The organism is Brevundimonas sp. MYb52, from assembly GCF_002979535.1.
Taxonomy (GTDB): domain Bacteria; phylum Pseudomonadota; class Alphaproteobacteria; order Caulobacterales; family Caulobacteraceae; genus Brevundimonas.
Map to the genome: position 1 here is coordinate 545,367 of NZ_PCPB01000001.1, position 16,059 is coordinate 561,425.

Sequence of the window (16,059 nt, forward strand, 5' to 3'; positions counted from 1 at the left end):
GCGGCGGTCAGCTAGCCAGGGACCTCTGATCGGGTTGCATCTTGTCAAAGGGGACCGCCGCAACGCGCCGCGCCAGGAGGTAGCCGGTGGGAGGAAGGCGAAAGAGGCCGGCGAAGGCTGGATCGCGCAGGTTGAGCCCACCGGCATAGGCGCCGAAGGCCGGCAGGATCAGGCGGCTCCCGTCCGACGCGAAGCAGGGGCGACGAACAGAGCCTGCGGCGCCCTTTACGCGTGCGCAGGGATGAAGGTGTCCCGCGACCTCGCCCTCCACGGGCCCGGGCGTGGGTTCGTGGCGAAGCGAAAGGTCCGCGACCGCAACCAGGTCCGCTGTTTCGCCGCCCAGGTCGCCTGCGCCTTCGGGATCGTGATTGCCGACGACCCAGATCAGCCTGACCCTTTCCGCCAGGGCCCTGAGGCGAGCGCGCTCTTCCTCGCCGATGCGCGTCGGCGCCCCGCGGTCATGGAGGGTGTCGCCGAGCAGGACGACGGTTCGGGGGGCGAGGGTCGCGACCTCGCGCTCCAGCCGGTTGAGGGTTTCGCGCGTGTCGTAGGGCGGAAGGAGCTGTCCGCGGGCGGCGTAGGCGGATCCCTTTTCGAGATGAAGGTCGGCGACCACCAGGGTGCGCTCTGTCGGCAACCAGAGGGCGCCGGACACGCGAAACACCACGTCGGTCCCGGCCAGCCGCGTGGCGAAAGCGCCGTCGTCCGCCAGGCTTGAGACGGTCAAGACATGGCCTCGTCAATCAGGGCGGCGTCCTCCAGCATCATGTCGGCGGCGGTGGTCCCAGGCGCACGCTCCTTGCCGATCTCCATCAGCAGGGGCACGGCGAAGGGCGAAACATGCTGAAGCCGCTCAACCCCGATCCGGCCCGAGATGCGTGTGAGAAACTCCCCCAGGCGCGCCAGGTCGAGGAGCCCTCGCGCCGCATCCTCGCGCGCGCAGGACAGGAGCAGATGGTCCGGATCGTGTCGGCGCAAGGTGTCGTAGATCAGATCGGCGGAGAAGGTCACCTGCCGTCCGTTCTTCTCATGGCCGGGCATGCGGCGCTCGATCAGGCCGCTGATCAGCGCACATTCCTTGAAGGCGCGTCTCACCATGAAACTCTCGTCCAGCCAGGCTTCAAGATCGTCGCCCAGCATGTCCTGCTGGAACAGGGCGTCGAAATCGAGGCTGTCCATGGGCCGCAGAGACCAGACGCAAAGCGCGTAGTCGTTGGCGAGATAGCCGATCGGCCCGACCCCGGCCCGGTCCAGCCGGCGAGTGATCAGCATGGCCAGGGTGGCGTGGGCCAGTCGGCCCTCGAAAGGATAGCAGACCATGTAGTGCCGTTTGCCGCGTCTGAAGGTCTCGACCAGGAGATCCTCCTCGCCGGGGATGCTTGAATGCGATTGCTGGGCGAACAGCCATTCGCAGACGTCGGGCGGGAGCCGCGACCATGAGGCCTGGTCGCTGATCATCCGCCGGACCCGCTTGGCCAGGAAGGTGGAAAGCGCAAATCGGGAGCCGCCCCAGCTGGGAACCTTGGGCTGTTTGTCGTTCGAGCGGGTGACGATCGCGTCCGTCGCCCTGACCCCTTCGAAGCGCCAAATCTCGCCGGCGAAGAGGAAGCTGTCGCCCGGGGTCAGTTGTTCGAAATACCACTCCTCGGCCTGGCCGATCTTGCGCCCGGCGCCGCGTCGGCCCGCAAGCCGGATGTTGAGGGTCTGGGCCGCAACGATGACGCCGACATTCATCCGGTGCCGGCGCGCCGTCTCCTCATTGAGGACGCGCCAGCGGCCGTCGGGACCGCGTATGATCCTTCGGAAGCGATCATAGTTTCTGAGCGCATAGCCGCCTGTCGAGACGAAATCGACGACCTGCTCGAAGGCCTCCCAGGACAGGCCTGCATAGGGCGCGGCCCGGCGCACCTCGTCATAGAGGTCCACAAGGTCGAAGGGCTCCGAACAGGCGCAGCCCATGACGTGCTGCGCGAGGACGTCTCTCGCCCCGGTTCGGGGCAGATCTCCGTCGAGGGCGTTTTCGGCCACCGCCTCCGCCGCCGCCTGGCACTCCAGCATCTCGAACCGGCTGGCGGGCACCAGGATGGCGCGGGAGGCCTCGTCCAGCCTGTGGTTGGCGCGTCCGATCCTTTGCACCAGCCGCGAGGCGCCCTTGGGAGCCGCAAGCTGGATGACCAGATCGACCGCGCCCCAGTCGATGCCCAGATCCAGGGTCGAGGTGCAGACTACCGCTCTCAGTTCGTGGCGCGACATCGCCGCCTCGACCTTGCGACGTTGCTCGGCTGAAAGGCTGCCGTGGTGAAGGGCGATCGGCAGGTTGTCGTCATTCAGCCGCCATAGCTCCTGGAAGGCGAACTCCGCCTGCCAGCGGGTGTTGACGAAGACCAGGGTGGTGCGCGCCGTCTTTATGGTCTCATAGACCTCGGCCATGGCGTGCTGGGCGGTGTGACCGGCCCAGGGGACCCGGTTCTGCGACAGCAGAACCTCGAGCCGGGGCGGCGCGCCGGCCTGGCCAAGGACGATGTCGTCGCCACGGTCCGACAGCCAGCGTCTGACGCGGGCCGGGTCGTCGACGGTCGCCGACAGACCGACGCACCGGACGCCGGGCGCAAAAGTCCTCAGCCGCGCCAGCCCCAAGGACAGCAGGTCTCCTCGCTTGGATCCGTGGATGGCGTGGATTTCGTCGATGATCACGCATTCCAGATCCTGGAAATAGTCGCGGGCGCCCTTCCAGGCGCAGAACAGGGCCAGTTGTTCCGGCGTGGTCAGCAGAATGTCCGGGGGGGATGTCCTCTGGCGCTGGCGCCGGGCCTGGCCGGTGTCGCCCGTGCGCGACTCCACGAGGATGGGCAGATCCATGTCCCGGACCGGCGTCAGCAGGTTTCGTTCGACATCGACCGCCAGGGCCTTGAGGGGGGAGATGTAGAGGGTGTGAAGGGTCTTGCGGCCCTTGCGCGGGCCGCGTTCGGCCAGTTGCAGCAGGCTGGGCAGGAAGCCGGCGAGGGTCTTGCCGCCGCCTGTCGGCGCCACAAGCAGGACATCGGCGCCGGCTTTCGCCTTGTCGATCATGTCCAGCTGATGGGGGCGCAAGCTCCAGCCGCGGTCCACGAACCAGTCGCGAAACGGCGCTGGAAGCTGGCGGGTCGGATCTTTTGCAGATGTCGTGATCCGATGAGGCTTGGCCATGGTTTGAGCAACCCTCCACAGGAGCGCGCGTTCCCTGAAGCGGAGGCGCAGGCTGTGCGTGTCGGGGGTTGAATGGCGAGGCTGACGCAGAAGCGCGACCTGAGAAGCGGGCGATCTCTCTGGGCCGACAGCCCTTTTACAGGGGCGCCGGTTCGCCCTCTCAAGCAGGCCGTTTCGGTTGATGTCGCCGTCGTCGGAGCCGGGATCAGCGGCGCCCTGATGGCGCACGAGCTGTCGCGCGACCACACCCTGGCCGTCCTTGATCGCAGGGCGCCCATGATGGGATCAACCACCGCCTCGACCGCCCTGTTGCAATGGGAGATCGATCTTCCACTGGAGGCGCTCGCGAAGCGCATAGGCCGGCCGAAGGCGCAGCGGGCCTATCTGCGCTCGCGGCGCGCGGTCGATGACCTGAAACAGATCATCGTCCAGGAGGGTATCCGTTGCGGCTACCGGGATCGCGACGCCCTCTATCTTGCGGGCGACGCCTATGGCCGCAGAGCCCTCGAAAGCGAGGCCGCAGCGAGGGCCGACGCCGGCCTGGAGAGCCGCTTCCTTGGGGCGGGTCAGGTTCGTGATCGGTTCGGGATCGACCGAACCGGCGCCATTCTCAGCGGCGGATCGGCCAGCGCCGACCCCGCTCAACTGACGGCGGGCCTTCTGCGGCGCGCCCAGTCTCGCGGCGCAAGCCTCTTCTCGCCGGTCGATGTGATCGAGGCCGTGTCGGACCCGGACGGGGTGACCTTGCTGACCAGCACCGGGTTCGCTGTACGGGCTTCAGCGGTGGTCTTCTGTTGCGGTTACGAACGCCCCAAGGGCGTGACGGCGCCGGACTCCAGGGTGGTCTCGACCTGGGCGCTTGCGTCAACGCCCGGCTTTGCCGGTCCAGCCTGGCTGCGAGACACCCTCGTCTGGGAAGGATCAGACCCCTATCTCTACATGCGCACGAGCAACGACGGGCGATTGATCGTCGGCGGCGAGGATGAGGATTCGCCCACCGCCCATGCCAGCCGGGCGCTTCTGGAGCGCAAGACGGCGCGCATCCTGGCCAAGCTGAAGCACCTGCTTCCCGAGGTCGCGCTCGAGGTCGACTACGCATGGGCCGGGGCCTTCGGCGAGAGCGCGACGGGCCTGCCCCATATCGCGCCTGTACCGGGAATGGCCCACGCCTGGAGCGTCATGGGCTTCGGGGGCAATGGCATCACCTCCTCGGTGATCGCCAGCCAGGTCGTGGCGGCCTGGGTGAGGGGCGAGACTGACCCGGACGCGGACCTCTATCGTCCCTGACGAGGAGCCCGCGGGCGTCCACGGCGTTAGGCTGACTCACTGCGGCCGGACCGGTCGAGTTCGGAACTGACCTATGATCTCCACGGCCGATGTGGTCGGCGTCGCCGCCGCCCTGTGCTCTGTCAGCAGTTTCGCGCCCCAGATGTATAAGATCTGGAAGGAGCGCGACGCCTCCAGCGTCTCGCTCAAGACCTACGCCCTGACCGTGAGCTGCTTCATTCTATGGGTATGCTACGGCCTGCTGACCGAGGCATGGCCCGTGACCCTCGCCAACGGCTGCGCCCTTGTCATGGCCAGCGGCGTCTTGCTGATGAAGTGGCGCTTTGAACGAAAAGGCTAGGGACGGCCAAACGCACCGGATCGATCGAGGTCGCGAGGCGGCTCGCGGCCTTCTGTCCGGTACAGGACTCTTCGGTCCTTAGGCGGCCATGGCGCTATCGGGGTCTCGCGTCAGCGCAGTCCCAGAGGAACCCGGGTTTCGGGGGCGGGTTGAAAGAAGGCGTCTGACCGGCCTTTCGCTCGATCCGGCGATGGTCCGATTTCAGGGAGATTTCGACATGCCCGCCAAATCCGCAGCCCAGCAGAAGGCGGCAGGGGCCGCCTTGGCCGCAAAACGGGGCGATGCGCCGAAGAGCAAGCTTCGGGGCGCCTCGAAGTCCATGGAGGAAAGCATGACCCGCAAGGAGTTGGAGGAGATGGCTTCAACCCCGCGCAAGGGCAAGCCGGAGCACACGGGCAAGTCGGCGTGACGCCGGGTTCCCTTGTCTTCTTCGCACACCTGGGAGACGCCTGATGACGCAGCGGGACAAACCGGCCGAACGCACCGGCCGCGAGGCCGAGAATGAAAATCTGCGCCCGCCGGACCGGGCCGGACAGCCTCCGCGGCCGGCGACCGAACCCAGGGGCTCCAAAGCCTCAGGCCTATCGACCGAAACCCGGACGGATCCGGGCTCGGGCGAGCCCAATCCCCGACACAAGGACAGCCGCTAGCCGAAGTCAGGGGGCGGGCGAGGGCGCATCGAGCATGGCTTCGAGGGTAGGCAGCTCGTCCGCCTCCCTGGCCGGCTTGTCCCAGCGGATGCGGCTGATGCGGGGAAATCTCATGGCCACGCCGGACTTGTGGCGTTTGGACCTTTGCAGGCCCTCGAAGGCGACCTCGAGCACCAGGCCGAACTCGCGCGTCGCCGTGACGGAGCGGACGGGGCCGAAACGCTCGACCGTGTTCTCACGCACGAACCTGTCGAGCTGTTTCAGCTCTTCGTCGGTGAAGCCGAAATAGGCCTTGCCGACGGGCGTGAGGACATGGACGCCGTCGGCGTCCTCGGTCCAGACGCCGAAGGTGTAGTCGGAGTAGAAGCTGGAGCGCTTGCCGTGACCGCGCTGGGCGTACATCAGGACGGCGTCGATCAGATGCGGATCGCGCTTCCACTTGAACCAGGGCCCTCTGGGGCGGCCGGCCTCGTAGAGGCTGTCGAGCCGTTTCAGCATCAGCCCCTCCGCCGACTGGGAATCGCCCGGCGGCGGTTCGGCGCGACGGGCCGCCAGGTCTTCCCAGGTCCGGAAGGGCACGAGGGGCGACAGGTCGATGCGGTCTGAGCCGATTTCGCCGACGAAGCCTTCCAGGCGCTTGCGGCGCTCGGCGAAGGGCAGGGCGCGCAGGTCTTCCCCGTCGGCGGCCAGAAGATCATAGGCGCGCACGCCCGCCGGGTGGCTGATCATCAGCCTGGCGTCGGCCGTCTTGCGGTTCAACCTTTGCTGCAGGTCCCCGAAAGGAGCGACCCGACCGTCGCGCAGCACCAGGAGCTCGCCGTCGATGACCCCCTCATAGGCCAGGGCGGCCACGACATCGGGAAAGGCTCCGGATACGTCCTCGCCGGTGCGGCTGTAGAGGCGTTTGACGCCCCCTTCGCTGACCGCCTGGACGCGGATGCCGTCCCACTTCCATTCCGCGGCGTATTCGCCGGGGTCCAGCCTGGGCAGGTCGACGGCTTCGTCGATCGGTTGCGCCAGCATGACCGGGCGAAAGCGGCCGTGCGCCATGGCCGAGGGGCGCCCGGTCCTGCCGTCCAGCCAGGCCATAAGGTCGGCATAGGGCGGGGTCTGGGCGTGCCAGACCTCCTGTATGTCGGCGACCTCGACCCCGCCGAAGTCCGCCGCCGCCTGCCAGGCCAGTCGCGCCGAGACGCCGACGCGCAAACCCCCGGTCACCAGCTTCAGCAGGGCCCAGCGCCCGTCGGCGTCCAGGGCGTCCAGCCAGGCTTCCAGCAGGCCCTGAACCTCGCCGCGTTTGGCGGCGTTCAGCGCGTCGATCACCTCGGACAGTTCCGGTTCGCGGTTGGCGCCGTGACGGGCCGGCCAGATCAGGGCGACGGTCTCCGCCAGGTCGCCGACATAGTCATAGGACAGGCGGAAGAGTTCGGGGTCGACCCGCCCCTCGACGACCTGACGGATGACGGCCGGCTTGGCGGCGGTGAAGGAGAGGGCGCCGGTCAGGGCGGCCAGGGCCCAGCCCCTGTCGGGATCGGGGGCGTCGGCCAGGTGGTCGCGGATCAGCCGGAGCTTGGCGTTGCGCGAGGCCGTGAAGGACAGCCGGTCCAGCAGGGCGGCGAAGGCGCGCATCAGTCGTCGTCCTCGTCTTCATAGCCGACCAGATGCAGGGCGCGCGCCTTCAGCCCCTGCAGTTCAGCCCAGCGGCGCAGGGCGTCGTCGCGGCCGTGGGTGATCCAGATTTCCTGGGGCGACAGCTCGGTCAGGGTGGAGGTCAACTCGTCCCAGTCGGCGTGGTCGGAGAGGATCAGCGGCAGCTCGACGCCGCGCTGGCGCACCCGCGCCCGGACGCTCATCCAACCCGAGGCGAAGGCGGTGACCGGATCGGGGAAACGTCGGCTCCAGCGGTCGGCGACGGCGGAGGGCGGAGCGATGACGATGCGCCCGGTGAAGTCGGCTTTTGATCCCGTGGCCGGGGCCAGCGGTCCCAGATCGACGCCGAAATGCTCATAGAGCCGGTTCAGCCGTTCCAGAGCGCCGTGGACATAGATGGTCTCGTCATAGCCCGCCTCGCGCAGCAGCCGGATCACTCGCTGCGCCTTGCCTAGGGCATAGGCGCCGACCAGGTGGGCGCGCTCGGGGAACTGCTGGACCGAGCGCAGCAGCCGGCCGATCTCCTGCGTGTCCGGCGGATGGCGAAAGACCGGCAGGCCGAACGTCGCCTCGGTGATGAAGACGTCGCTCGGCACGGGCTCGAAGGCGGCGCAGGTGGGATCGCGCCGGCGCTTGTAGTCGCCCGAGGCGGTGATGGTCAGGCCGCCCTGGCGGACGGTGGCCTGGGCCGAGCCGAGAACATGTCCGGCCGGCGCCAGGGAGACCTCTACGCCGCCGACCTTGAGCCGCTCGCCATAGGAGAGGGCCTGGGTCCGCCCGGCGAAGTCCGCGCCATAGCGCTCGCCCATGATGGCCAGGGTCTCGACCGTGGCCAGGACGGCGCCATGTCCCGCGCGGGCGTGATCCGCGTGACCATGGGTGATGACGGCCCGGTCCACCGGGCGCGGCGGGTCGATGTAGAAGTCGCCTCCCGGACACCACAGGCCGGCGGGAGTGGGCTGGAGGACAGAGGCGAGACCTTGACTGGGCGAGGGCATGCGCTTTCGGGCGTCTCCTGGTGAAGGCCGTCGCCTCGGGGCGGCGCCGAGGACGGCAAGGGAGAACGCTGCGGGCTCGTCAGCGTTGCGAGGGTCCGGTCGGCGGCCGGGTGGAACGTCGCGAGGGACGAGGACATTAGATCGGCGTCCCCTGCGCCGCCCCTGGCCGGGACAGGCGCCACAACGAGGAAGACCCATGTCCGATCGCCTCGCCATGCAGGATCCGCGCAACCAGTATCCCCGACCGCCCTTTCCCCGTCAGCCTCAGGCCGAACCCGGCCTTGCGGGCCGGATGAGCCCGCGGCCCGACCATGGCGAGGACAGCTATGTCGGGCATGGTCGTCTGAAAGGGCGCCGGGCCCTGATCACGGGCGGAGATTCCGGCATCGGCCGGGCGACCGCCATCGCTTTTGCGCGAGAAGGCGCTGACGTCGCCATCGGCTATCTGCCGTCGGAGGAGGCTGACGCCGCAGAGGTGGTCGCCCTGATCGAGAAGGCCGGGGTGAAGGCTCTGGCCCTGGCCGGCGACGTCAGGGATGAAGCGTGGAATACGACCATGACGGCCCGCGTGGTCGAGGCGTTCGGCGGCCTCGACATCCTGGTCGTCAACGCCGGCCACCAGCAGTTCCGCAAGGCGGTGTCGGAGGTCTCGACCGACGACTTCGACACGACGCTGAAGACCAACCTCTACGCGCTTCACTGGCTCTGCAAGGCCGCCGAACCCCATCTGCCGCCAGGGGCATCCATCATCACCACCGCCTCGATCCAGGCCTATGAGCCCTCGGACATCCTTCTGGACTACGCCACGACCAAGGCGGGGATCGTCGCCTACACCAAGGCCCTGGCCAAGCAGATGATCGAAAAGGGCGTGCGGGTGAACGCCGTCGCGCCGGGGCCCTTCTGGACCGTGCTTCAACCCAGCGGCGGTCAACCCCAGGACAAGGTCGAGCAGTTCGGGGGCCACAGCGCCTTCGGCCGGCCGGGGCAGCCGGTGGAGATCGCTCCGGTCTATGTCCTGCTGGCCTCCCAGGAAGCCAGCTTCGTCACCGGCGAGGTCTGGGGCGTGACCGGCGGGGCCGGGATCAGCTGATCAACAGCCCGCCTGGCTTCAGGCGGCCTGCCGCGCTTCATCCGGTCGAAGGGTCAGGACACGGACGCCGTCGCGGGTGACGGCGACGGTGTGTTCGAACTGGGCGGAAAGCTTGCCGTCGGTGGTGACGACGGTCCAGCCGTCGTCCAGGGTCTCCACGGTCCGGCGGCCCTGGTTGAGCATGGGCTCGATGGTGAAGACCATGCCTTCGCGCAGCTTCATGCCGCTTCCGGGCTTGCCGAAATGCAGGACCTGGGGCGCTTCGTGCATCTCACGGCCTATGCCGTGGCCGCAGTAGTCTCGCACGACGGAATAGCCGTTCTTCGTCGCGTGCCGTTCGATGGCGTGGCCGATGTCTCCGAGCGTGGCGCCGGGACGGACGGTGCGGATTCCCTTCCACATGGCCTCATAGGTGGTCTGGACCAGGCGGCGGGCGGGGCGGGCGACCTCGCCGAGGAGATAGGTCTTGCTGGAGTCGGCGATGAAGCCGTCCTTCTCCAGGGTGATATCCAGATTGACGATGTCGCCGTCGCACAGGATCTCGTCGGCGGACGGCACGCCGTGGCAGACGACCTGGTTGCGTGAACTGTTGAGCACGAAGCCGTAGCCGTACTGGCCCTTGCTGGCGGGGCGGGCCTTCAGGTCATCGACGATGAAGGTCTCGACCAGACTATCGATCTGCAGGGTGCTCATGCCCGCCAGTTCCAGGCCGTCCAGATGGGTGAAGACCGAGGCGAGCAGCCGGCCCGCTTCGGCCATCAGTTCGATTTCGGCTGGGGTCTTGGTCATGCGGCGGCCGTTAGGCCAGAGGGCGTGAGGCCAGAGGCGGTCATGTCGGCGCCGACGCCGGCGGCCTTCAACTCACGCGCGGCCAGTTCCTGAAAGGACAGGCCAGGGTTCAGCTCGCCCAGCATGCCGATCCTGATCCAGAAGGCGGCCTGGGCGTTGATGGAGCGACAGGAGGCCTTGCTGGCCCGGCGCAACTGCTCGTGCAGTTCGTCTTCGATATTGACGATGCCCATGGGCGGGTCCTGAATATATGTTTCGTATATGAAGCATATATTTGTCTGTCTTGAAGGGCAACCGCGTGCGGTGATCCGCCGGCGGGGCCTCGGCCGCTTCAGACTTCGAACACGCGGTAGGGCTTGTCGCCGAGGGTGCGCAGGACGGGCAGGGCGACGTTGTAAACCGGCACGCCGCGCGCCGTGCGGCCTTCCGGGGCGCCGCGGTGGGCATGGCCGTGGACCACCAGCTTGACGTTGTCGTAGCGGTCGACCACCTCGCCCAGGCGCGACGAGCCGAGGAAGGGGTGGATTTCGGGCGGCTCGCCGACCACGGTGTCCACCACAGGCGCATAGTGCAGCAGGACGACGCTGCGCTCGGTGCGCAGGGAGCGGATGGAGTTTTCGATCAGATTGGCGTCCTCGACCGCCTCTTGGACGAAGTGCTTGATCGAGGCCTCGCCGAAGGGGCTGAGCATGTAGCGGCCGAACCCGCCGACGAAGCCCTTGCCGCCCGCGAAACCAACCCCCTCGATTTCGTAGGACTCTCCGGTCAACATCCGGACGCCGGCCTCCGACATCAGGCGCGTCACCTCCTGGGGCTGACCGCATTCGTGCTCATGATTGCCCAGGACGCCGACCATGGGGATGCGGCAGGCGCGCAAGTCTTCCAGGAGGTTCTCGACCTCCGCCGTCTTGCCGAAATTGACCAGGTCCCCGCACAGGCACAGGACGTCGGCCTCTTCATGGACGTGATCGAACAGGTCGCGGTAGGCGCGCTGGGAGGTTTCGCCGACGTGCAGGTCGCCGACGGCGGCGATGCGCAGCTTCTTGCCGGGACCGGCTTCCATGCCAGGCTGCGGCGTCTGGGCGTCCGATGTCTGGGCGTCCGGCGTCGGGGCGTCCGGCGTGGCGCGCTCAGTAGACGGGGTCATGGCGTTCCTCCAGGCCCTTGCCCACAACGTCGCCGAAGCCCCATTCGGTGATGTCGGCGATATAGTCGCGCGGGCTGAACAGGCGGCCGCGGCACACCCTGACGCGCGGGGCCGGCAGGTCGACCTGGGCTTCCAGCCGCTGCAGAAGTTCGGTCATGAGCCAGGCCGGGACGCGCCCGCGCTCCGTGGGATAGGCGAAGCGGAAGTTGAGCAGGTGGGCCATCAGGACCTCCCAGTAGAGGTCCATCTGATCCAGCATGGACTTCCAGTCGATGGCGTCGGACTGCTTGAGAATGACGTGGTTCACGTCCGCCCCGTCATAGCGATACCGATCCTGGATGAAGACCTTGGACAGGATCAGGGCGGTCGGCGGGGTGATGGTCACCTCGTGGCCGTAGACCGTGATCCGGTTCTCGCCAAACCAGCTGTCCGACACCGCGATGGTCCCGTTCGACATGGCGAAGATGACGTCGAAGAAGTGTTTGTCGTCCTTCCACACCTTGGCGATCCAGCGCTCGTCCTCGACATCCGTCCGGTAGCCGCGGGACTGGAAGTAGGCGAGAATGCGAGGGTAGTCGCCGGGCTTGCAGAAGACGTCCAGATCCTTGGTCGGTCGCCTGATGCCGGTATAGGCCGTGACCGCATAGGTGCCCGAAAGCAGGAAGGGCACGCCGGATTCCTTCAGCAACCTCAGGCTTTCCTCGTAGAAGGCCATCGCCTCGGGCGGCGGTTCAAAGGCGGGATCAGCGACCATGTCGGACATGTGGGCGTGGGTTCCTGAACAGGGCAGGGGAACGGAGCCATGAAGGCTTGGGTTCCGCCGCGCCCCGCTGGGAACGGAGTTGAACAGGTCGATCCGGGCCCAGCGGCGAACGCGCTTCCCCCATCGCTGCAAAGGCGGCCTCAGCCTGGCGTAGCGTCGGTCGGGGCGGGGCCGACCGATCGAACTGAGGCTGCAAGGGTGGAAGACCTGTGAACCATCTCACGGCCAGGCAGTTAGCCTAAGCTAGGCATTAAGGAGAGGCTGGCATGAGCATCCATGGACTATCGCGCGGATGGGTTCGACCGCTGCATCGCCTGCTGCTGGCGTTTCCGATCAGCCTGTTCACCTTCGCCCTGTTCACGGACATCGCCTATCTGAAGACCGCTGAGGTCCAGTGGACGAACTTCTCGGCCTGGCTGATCACTGGCGCCCTGGTGTTCGGCGGCGTCGCCGGCGTCTTCTCCATCGTCGATTTCGCTCTTGGCGCCCGCCGCCATGGATCGCGCCGGCCCCTGATCCATCTGGTCGCACTCGCCCTGGCCTGGGTGCTGGGGCTGGTGAACGCCTTCAAGCACAGCCAGGACGCCTGGAGCTCGGTCGGCGCCTTTGGCCTGAGCCTGTCCATTCTTTGCACTCTGCTCGTCCTCTTCGCCGGCTGGATCGCCTATTCCGCGCGGGAGACCCTCTGATGAAAAAGACCCTGCTCGCCGCCGGCGTCGCAACGATCGCCATGGCGCTCGCCCTGGCCGCCTGCGGAAACCCCAGCGATCCGAAGCTGAACCAGACCGGCGCCGCCCCAGACCTGCCCAGGATCAACGAGACCCTGGTCCCGGCGATGAAGATCAGCCCGCCCGCCGGCTGGAACGGCGAGACGCCGACCGTACCGCAGGGCTTCACCGTCAGCGCCTTCGCCACCGATCTGAAGATTCCGCGTCAGATGCTGATCCTGCCGAACGGAGACGTCCTGGTCGCCGAGGGGCGCGGCGGTCATGCGCCGCGCCTGCGTCCCAAGGACGTGATCGCCGGCTTCATCAAGAAGCAGGGCAACACCAAGATCAAAGGGGGCGACCGCATCACCCTGCTGCGTGATGCGGACAACGACGGCGTCCCCGAACTGCGCGCTGTCCTGGTCGAGAATCTGGATGCGCCCTATGGGCTGGCCTATGTGGACGGCTATCTCTATGTCGCCGAACAGGGCGCCCTGAGCCGTTTCGCCTTCCAGCCCGGGCAAACGGGTATCGCGACGCCGGCCGAGCGCGTGACGGCCCTGCCGTCCCGCATCAACCACCACTGGACCAAGTCCCTCGCCCTTAGTGCGGACGGGAGCAAGCTCTATGTCGGCATAGGCTCCAACTCCAATATCGGGGAACGGGGGATGGCGGTGGAAGAGGAGCGGGCGGTAGTCTGGGAAATCGACCGCGCAACCGGAGCGCGTCGTACGATCGCCACCGGCATCCGCAATCCGACCGCCCTGGCGATCGAGCCCACGACCGGTCTCCTGTGGTCCGTGGTCAACGAGCGCGACGAACTGGGGCCGCAACTTGTGCCCGACTATCTGACACAGGTGCGCGACGGCGCCTTCTATGGCTGGCCCTACAGCTACTGGGGCCAGAATATCGATCCGCGTGTGAGGCCGCAGAACCCGGACATGGTCGCAACAGCCCTCAAGCCTGACTACGCCCTGGGATCTCATGTCGCCGCGCTCGGTCTGGATTTCGCGCGCGTCGGGGGCTTCGGGGGGGCGTTCGGCGACGGCGCCTTCATCGGCATGCACGGCAGTTGGAACCGGGAAGACCCCTCTGGCTACAAGGTCGCCTGGGTGGCCTACAACGGCGGCCGTCCGGTCGGTCGGCCCGTCGATTTCGTCACCGGCTTCCTCAAGGACGGCGAGGCGCGCGGCCGCCCTGTCGGCGTGGCCTTTGATCCGACCAAGAGGATCCTCCTGGTCGCGGACGATCTGTCCAACACGGTGTGGCGGATCGCCCCCTCGCGCTGAGAGCGAGAGGTTCGCCACATATGATTGAACTGTCGCGGTTCCGACCCGTTAGCGGCCTATGACGCTCATGCCCTGGACGCCCTATTGCGGGCCCGCGCCCGATCCGAGCGAAGTGCTCGGGCGCTGGAACGGCGATCCGCTCGTCCTCGCGGGCCTCATTCTGCTCGCTGCGGTCGGGGCGTCGACCTTGCGCGGGCGATCGAGGTCCCCGGCTCTGCTGGGAGCGGCTGGCGTTCTGGCCATCGCCTTCATATCGCCCCTGTGCGCCCTGAGTTCAGCCCTATTCACGGCGCGCACCCTGCATCACCTCCTGCTCCTGTTCGCCGCGGCCCCCTTGCTGGTTCTGAGCCTTCCGCGCCTGAAGGCGCCGCGTCTGGCATTGGCGACGGCGGTTCAGGCCATGGTTTTCTGGGCCTGGCATGCGCCCGATCTCTATGCGGCGGCCCTGTCGAGCGACGCCGTCTACTGGCTCATGCAGGTGACGATCCTCGGCAGCGCGGTCTGGTTCTGGGCGGCCGTGCGGGCCTCTAACGTGCCCGCCGCTGTCGCGGGGCTATTGGCGGCCATGCTGCTGATGGGGCTGCTGGGGGCCCTGATCGTCTTTGCCGGAGAGCCGCTCTACGCGCCGCATTTCGCCTCGACCCTGGCCTGGGGCATGACGCCGCTGGAGGATCAGCAGGCGGCGGGCCTGATCATGTGGGCGCCGGCGGCTGCGGCCTATCTTCTGGTCGCCCTGTGGCGGGTCGCCGGCCTGTTCCAGAGGCGCGAGACGGCGCGCCCGGCATGATCGACCGGCTGATCGCGCAGGCGCTGGAGTGGGCGGCCGGCCATCATGACGAAGGCCGCTATTCCCCTGTCGCCATCCTTTTCCACTGGAGCATGGCGGGTCTGGTCGTCTTCCAACTGGGCTGGGGCTGGTGGATGGGCCGGCTGTCGGTCGGCGGGACCAAGGTCGCGGCCTATGAGGTGCATTTCGCGGTGGGGGTCCTGATGCTTTGTCTGGTCATGGGGCGGCTGTCCTGGCGGCTGATGGCGCCCAATCTGATCAATGACGCCGACAAGCCGGGGTGGGAGAGCGTCGCCGCCCATTTCACCCACTATGTCTTCTACATCTGCCTGTTCGGCCTGCCCCTGTCGGGGTGGGCGATGATCTCGGCCACGGCGCGAGACACCCCCTTGATGGCGGCGGGCGTCGTGCCCTGGCCCCTGCTGCCGTTGCAAAACCTGTCCAACACCCAGCTTTGGGCGATCGAAGCCGCCGCCGAGTGGATGCACTGGGCCATGGTGGCCGCCCTGTTGCTGATGATCCCGATCCACGCCGGGGCCGCCCTCAAGCACCATCTGATCGATCGGGACGACGTGTTTCACGCGATGCTGCCGGTCGTGCCGCAGCGGCGACCGAAGCGGACGCGCTGGCAGAGGCGCTGGCGGGCCCTGGAGAAGCAGGTAGGCCGGACAGCCAACGGGCTATGGCGCGGGCTTCTTCGTCCGTCAGCCCCTGGACGGCGGCGGCCATGACGCCGCGCGGGTCGTTGCGGCGCCGGCCCGATTTCCAGCGATCGATCTGCTCCAGGGTATAGGCGGCGGGCTGGCCGGCGACGGCCGGCTGGCCTTCGCCCGCGCCCTGGCCTGCGGCGCCGTGGCAGGCGGAGCAGGCGGTGATCCCGCGGCCCGCGTCTCCGGTGATCCAGATGGGCGGGGGGGAGGCGGCGGGCGCAGGCCGCGCCTTGTCGTCCGCGGGCAGACCGGCGTACCAGGCTGCGACGGCGCGACGGCTGTCCTGGTCCAGACCCCGGGCGATGCGCGTCATGACGTCGTCGGGACGCCGACCGCCGGCATAGTCCTCCATCTGCTTTTGCAGATAGCCCTGATCCAGCCCGGCCAGGCGCGGCGTCGCATCCCGGTCGCCCTGGCCATCCAGCCCGTGGCAGGTGAAGCAGGCGGCGCCCGCCCCGCCGGGGCCGCCGCTCATGGCGATCATTTCGCCGGATGCGGAGAAGGCCCGGTCCGTCACCCCCGGCGTGGCGTCGCAGGCGGCGAGCGACAGGACCAGGGCAAGCAGAGGGGGCAAGAGGAGGGGAGGAGGGGCGCGCACCCTGTTCCAACACCGGTATATGGCGCCGGTTCCGGCGCGGAACCCCCGGCCTCCCGGCGGATTGGTTC

At 67.8% G+C, this 16,059-nt stretch carries 16 protein-coding genes and 1 pseudogene; 8 read left to right on the forward strand and 9 right to left on the reverse strand.

All coding sequences use genetic code 11. The features are described from left to right. Positions 1–7 precede the first annotated feature (7 nt). Positions 8–727 carry a ligase-associated DNA damage response endonuclease PdeM gene (gene pdeM, locus CQ039_RS02655; RefSeq protein ID WP_105562243.1) on the reverse strand — a complete coding sequence of 240 codons (720 nt, stop codon included), beginning with the start codon at positions 725–727 and terminating at the stop codon, positions 8–10. Beyond that, positions 724–3,186: a ligase-associated DNA damage response DEXH box helicase gene (locus CQ039_RS02660; protein ID WP_105562242.1), complete on the reverse strand. Its 2,463-nt coding sequence runs from the start codon at positions 3,184–3,186 to the stop codon at positions 724–726. The genes pdeM and CQ039_RS02660 overlap by 4 nt, the downstream gene beginning before the upstream one ends. A 72-nt stretch (positions 3,187–3,258) precedes the next feature. On the opposite strand from CQ039_RS02660, the gene CQ039_RS02665 reads away from it, so the two are divergent. The 3 genes from CQ039_RS02665 to CQ039_RS02675 all read left to right on the forward strand — a co-directional run bounded on the left by CQ039_RS02665 (position 3,259) and on the right by CQ039_RS02675 (position 5,222). Further along, the gene (locus CQ039_RS02665; protein WP_105562241.1) at positions 3,259–4,473 is read left to right on the forward strand and encodes an FAD-binding oxidoreductase; all 1,215 of its coding nucleotides are present in this window, start codon (positions 3,259–3,261) and stop codon (positions 4,471–4,473) included. 73 nt (positions 4,474–4,546) lie between these two features. Beyond that, positions 4,547–4,813 (forward strand): SemiSWEET family sugar transporter, encoded by a 267-nt coding sequence (locus tag CQ039_RS02670; RefSeq protein ID WP_105562240.1) that lies wholly within the window; start codon positions 4,547–4,549, stop codon positions 4,811–4,813. A 217-nt stretch (positions 4,814–5,030) separates the two neighbouring features. Then, the gene (locus CQ039_RS02675) at positions 5,031–5,222 is read left to right on the forward strand and encodes a DUF3008 family protein (RefSeq protein WP_105562386.1); all 192 of its coding nucleotides are present in this window, start codon (positions 5,031–5,033) and stop codon (positions 5,220–5,222) included. A gap of 247 nt (positions 5,223–5,469) precedes the next feature. Here CQ039_RS02675 and CQ039_RS02685 read toward each other — a convergent pair whose 3' ends face one another. Continuing rightward, positions 5,470–7,092, reverse strand: coding sequence for a cisplatin damage response ATP-dependent DNA ligase (locus CQ039_RS02685; protein ID WP_105562238.1), 1,623 nt, complete (start codon positions 7,090–7,092; stop codon positions 5,470–5,472). Further along, positions 7,092–8,111 (reverse strand): ligase-associated DNA damage response exonuclease, encoded by a 1,020-nt coding sequence (locus CQ039_RS02690; RefSeq protein ID WP_105562237.1) that lies wholly within the window; start codon positions 8,109–8,111, stop codon positions 7,092–7,094. The genes CQ039_RS02685 and CQ039_RS02690 overlap by 1 nt, the downstream gene beginning before the upstream one ends. A 196-nt stretch (positions 8,112–8,307) precedes the next feature. Here CQ039_RS02690 and CQ039_RS02695 point away from each other — a divergent pair, with 196 nt between their 5' ends. After that, a complete protein-coding gene (locus CQ039_RS02695; protein ID WP_105562236.1) occupies positions 8,308–9,201 on the forward strand; it encodes an SDR family oxidoreductase in 894 nt (297 codons plus the stop codon). A gap of 18 nt (positions 9,202–9,219) precedes the next feature. On the opposite strand, the gene map is transcribed toward CQ039_RS02695, so the two are convergent. The 4 genes from map to CQ039_RS02715 all read right to left on the reverse strand — a co-directional run bounded on the left by map (position 9,220) and on the right by CQ039_RS02715 (position 11,900). Continuing rightward, positions 9,220–9,990 (reverse strand): type I methionyl aminopeptidase, encoded by a 771-nt coding sequence (map, locus tag CQ039_RS02700; RefSeq protein ID WP_105562235.1) that lies wholly within the window; start codon positions 9,988–9,990, stop codon positions 9,220–9,222. Next, positions 9,987–10,223 (reverse strand): ParD-like family protein, encoded by a 237-nt coding sequence (locus CQ039_RS02705; protein WP_105562234.1) that lies wholly within the window; start codon positions 10,221–10,223, stop codon positions 9,987–9,989. The genes map and CQ039_RS02705 overlap by 4 nt, the downstream gene beginning before the upstream one ends. A 98-nt stretch (positions 10,224–10,321) precedes the next feature. Continuing rightward, positions 10,322–11,137, reverse strand: a complete 816-nt coding sequence (locus tag CQ039_RS02710; protein ID WP_199183592.1) for a metallophosphoesterase — start codon at positions 11,135–11,137, stop codon at positions 10,322–10,324. Further along, positions 11,121–11,900: a hypothetical protein gene (locus CQ039_RS02715; RefSeq protein ID WP_199183593.1), complete on the reverse strand. Its 780-nt coding sequence runs from the start codon at positions 11,898–11,900 to the stop codon at positions 11,121–11,123. Before CQ039_RS02715 ends, CQ039_RS02710 begins: the two co-directional genes overlap by 17 nt. Positions 11,901–12,166: 266 nt before the next feature. Between CQ039_RS02715 and CQ039_RS02720 the strand changes: the two genes are divergently transcribed. The 4 genes from CQ039_RS02720 to CQ039_RS16770 all read left to right on the forward strand — a co-directional run bounded on the left by CQ039_RS02720 (position 12,167) and on the right by CQ039_RS16770 (position 15,414). Further along, positions 12,167–12,589 (forward strand): DUF2231 domain-containing protein, encoded by a 423-nt coding sequence (locus tag CQ039_RS02720; RefSeq protein ID WP_105562233.1) that lies wholly within the window; start codon positions 12,167–12,169, stop codon positions 12,587–12,589. Next, on the forward strand, positions 12,589–13,896 hold the full coding sequence (locus CQ039_RS02725) for a sorbosone dehydrogenase family protein (RefSeq protein ID WP_105562232.1): 1,308 nt from the start codon (positions 12,589–12,591) through the stop codon (positions 13,894–13,896). The genes CQ039_RS02720 and CQ039_RS02725 overlap by 1 nt, the downstream gene beginning before the upstream one ends. A 67-nt stretch (positions 13,897–13,963) precedes the next feature. Continuing rightward, on the forward strand, positions 13,964–14,683 hold the full coding sequence (locus CQ039_RS02730; RefSeq protein WP_199183600.1) for a cytochrome c oxidase assembly protein: 720 nt from the start codon (positions 13,964–13,966) through the stop codon (positions 14,681–14,683). Further along, a complete protein-coding gene (locus CQ039_RS16770) occupies positions 14,680–15,414 on the forward strand; it encodes a cytochrome b (RefSeq protein ID WP_105562230.1) in 735 nt (244 codons plus the stop codon). The genes CQ039_RS02730 and CQ039_RS16770 overlap by 4 nt, the downstream gene beginning before the upstream one ends. Here CQ039_RS16770 and CQ039_RS16950 read toward each other — a convergent pair. Then, a pseudogene (locus CQ039_RS16950) lies at positions 15,404–15,877 on the reverse strand (cytochrome c); the annotation flags it as partial. The gene CQ039_RS16770 and the pseudogene CQ039_RS16950 sit on opposite strands and share 11 nt — an antisense overlap. Positions 15,878–16,059: the final 182 nt, after the last annotated feature.

Excerpts from the sequence above, each read along its gene's own strand:
- CQ039_RS02720 (WP_105562233.1), top strand. The coding sequence starts at position 12,167 with ATGAGCATCCATGGACTATCGCGCGGATGGGTTCGACCGCTGCATCGC.
- CQ039_RS02725 (WP_105562232.1), top strand. The coding sequence starts at position 12,589 with ATGAAAAAGACCCTGCTCGCCGCCGGCGTCGCAACGATCGCCATGGCG.
- CQ039_RS02710 (WP_199183592.1), bottom strand. The coding sequence starts at position 11,137 with ATGACCCCGTCTACTGAGCGCGCCACGCCGGACGCCCCGACGCCGGAC.
- CQ039_RS02730 (WP_199183600.1), top strand. The coding sequence starts at position 13,964 with ATGCCCTGGACGCCCTATTGCGGGCCCGCGCCCGATCCGAGCGAAGTG.
- CQ039_RS02675 (WP_105562386.1), top strand. The coding sequence starts at position 5,031 with ATGCCCGCCAAATCCGCAGCCCAGCAGAAGGCGGCAGGGGCCGCCTTG.
- CQ039_RS02660 (WP_105562242.1), bottom strand. The coding sequence starts at position 3,186 with ATGGCCAAGCCTCATCGGATCACGACATCTGCAAAAGATCCGACCCGC.
- CQ039_RS02695 (WP_105562236.1), top strand. The coding sequence starts at position 8,308 with ATGTCCGATCGCCTCGCCATGCAGGATCCGCGCAACCAGTATCCCCGA.
- CQ039_RS02705 (WP_105562234.1), bottom strand. The coding sequence starts at position 10,223 with ATGGGCATCGTCAATATCGAAGACGAACTGCACGAGCAGTTGCGCCGG.
- CQ039_RS16770 (WP_105562230.1), top strand. The coding sequence starts at position 14,680 with ATGATCGACCGGCTGATCGCGCAGGCGCTGGAGTGGGCGGCCGGCCAT.
- CQ039_RS02690 (WP_105562237.1), bottom strand. The coding sequence starts at position 8,111 with ATGCCCTCGCCCAGTCAAGGTCTCGCCTCTGTCCTCCAGCCCACTCCC.
- CQ039_RS02670 (WP_105562240.1), top strand. The coding sequence starts at position 4,547 with ATGATCTCCACGGCCGATGTGGTCGGCGTCGCCGCCGCCCTGTGCTCT.
- CQ039_RS02665 (WP_105562241.1), top strand. The coding sequence starts at position 3,259 with ATGGCGAGGCTGACGCAGAAGCGCGACCTGAGAAGCGGGCGATCTCTC.
- CQ039_RS02685 (WP_105562238.1), bottom strand. The coding sequence starts at position 7,092 with ATGCGCGCCTTCGCCGCCCTGCTGGACCGGCTGTCCTTCACGGCCTCG.
- CQ039_RS02715 (WP_199183593.1), bottom strand. The coding sequence starts at position 11,900 with ATGTCCGACATGGTCGCTGATCCCGCCTTTGAACCGCCGCCCGAGGCG.
- map (WP_105562235.1), bottom strand. The coding sequence starts at position 9,990 with ATGACCAAGACCCCAGCCGAAATCGAACTGATGGCCGAAGCGGGCCGG.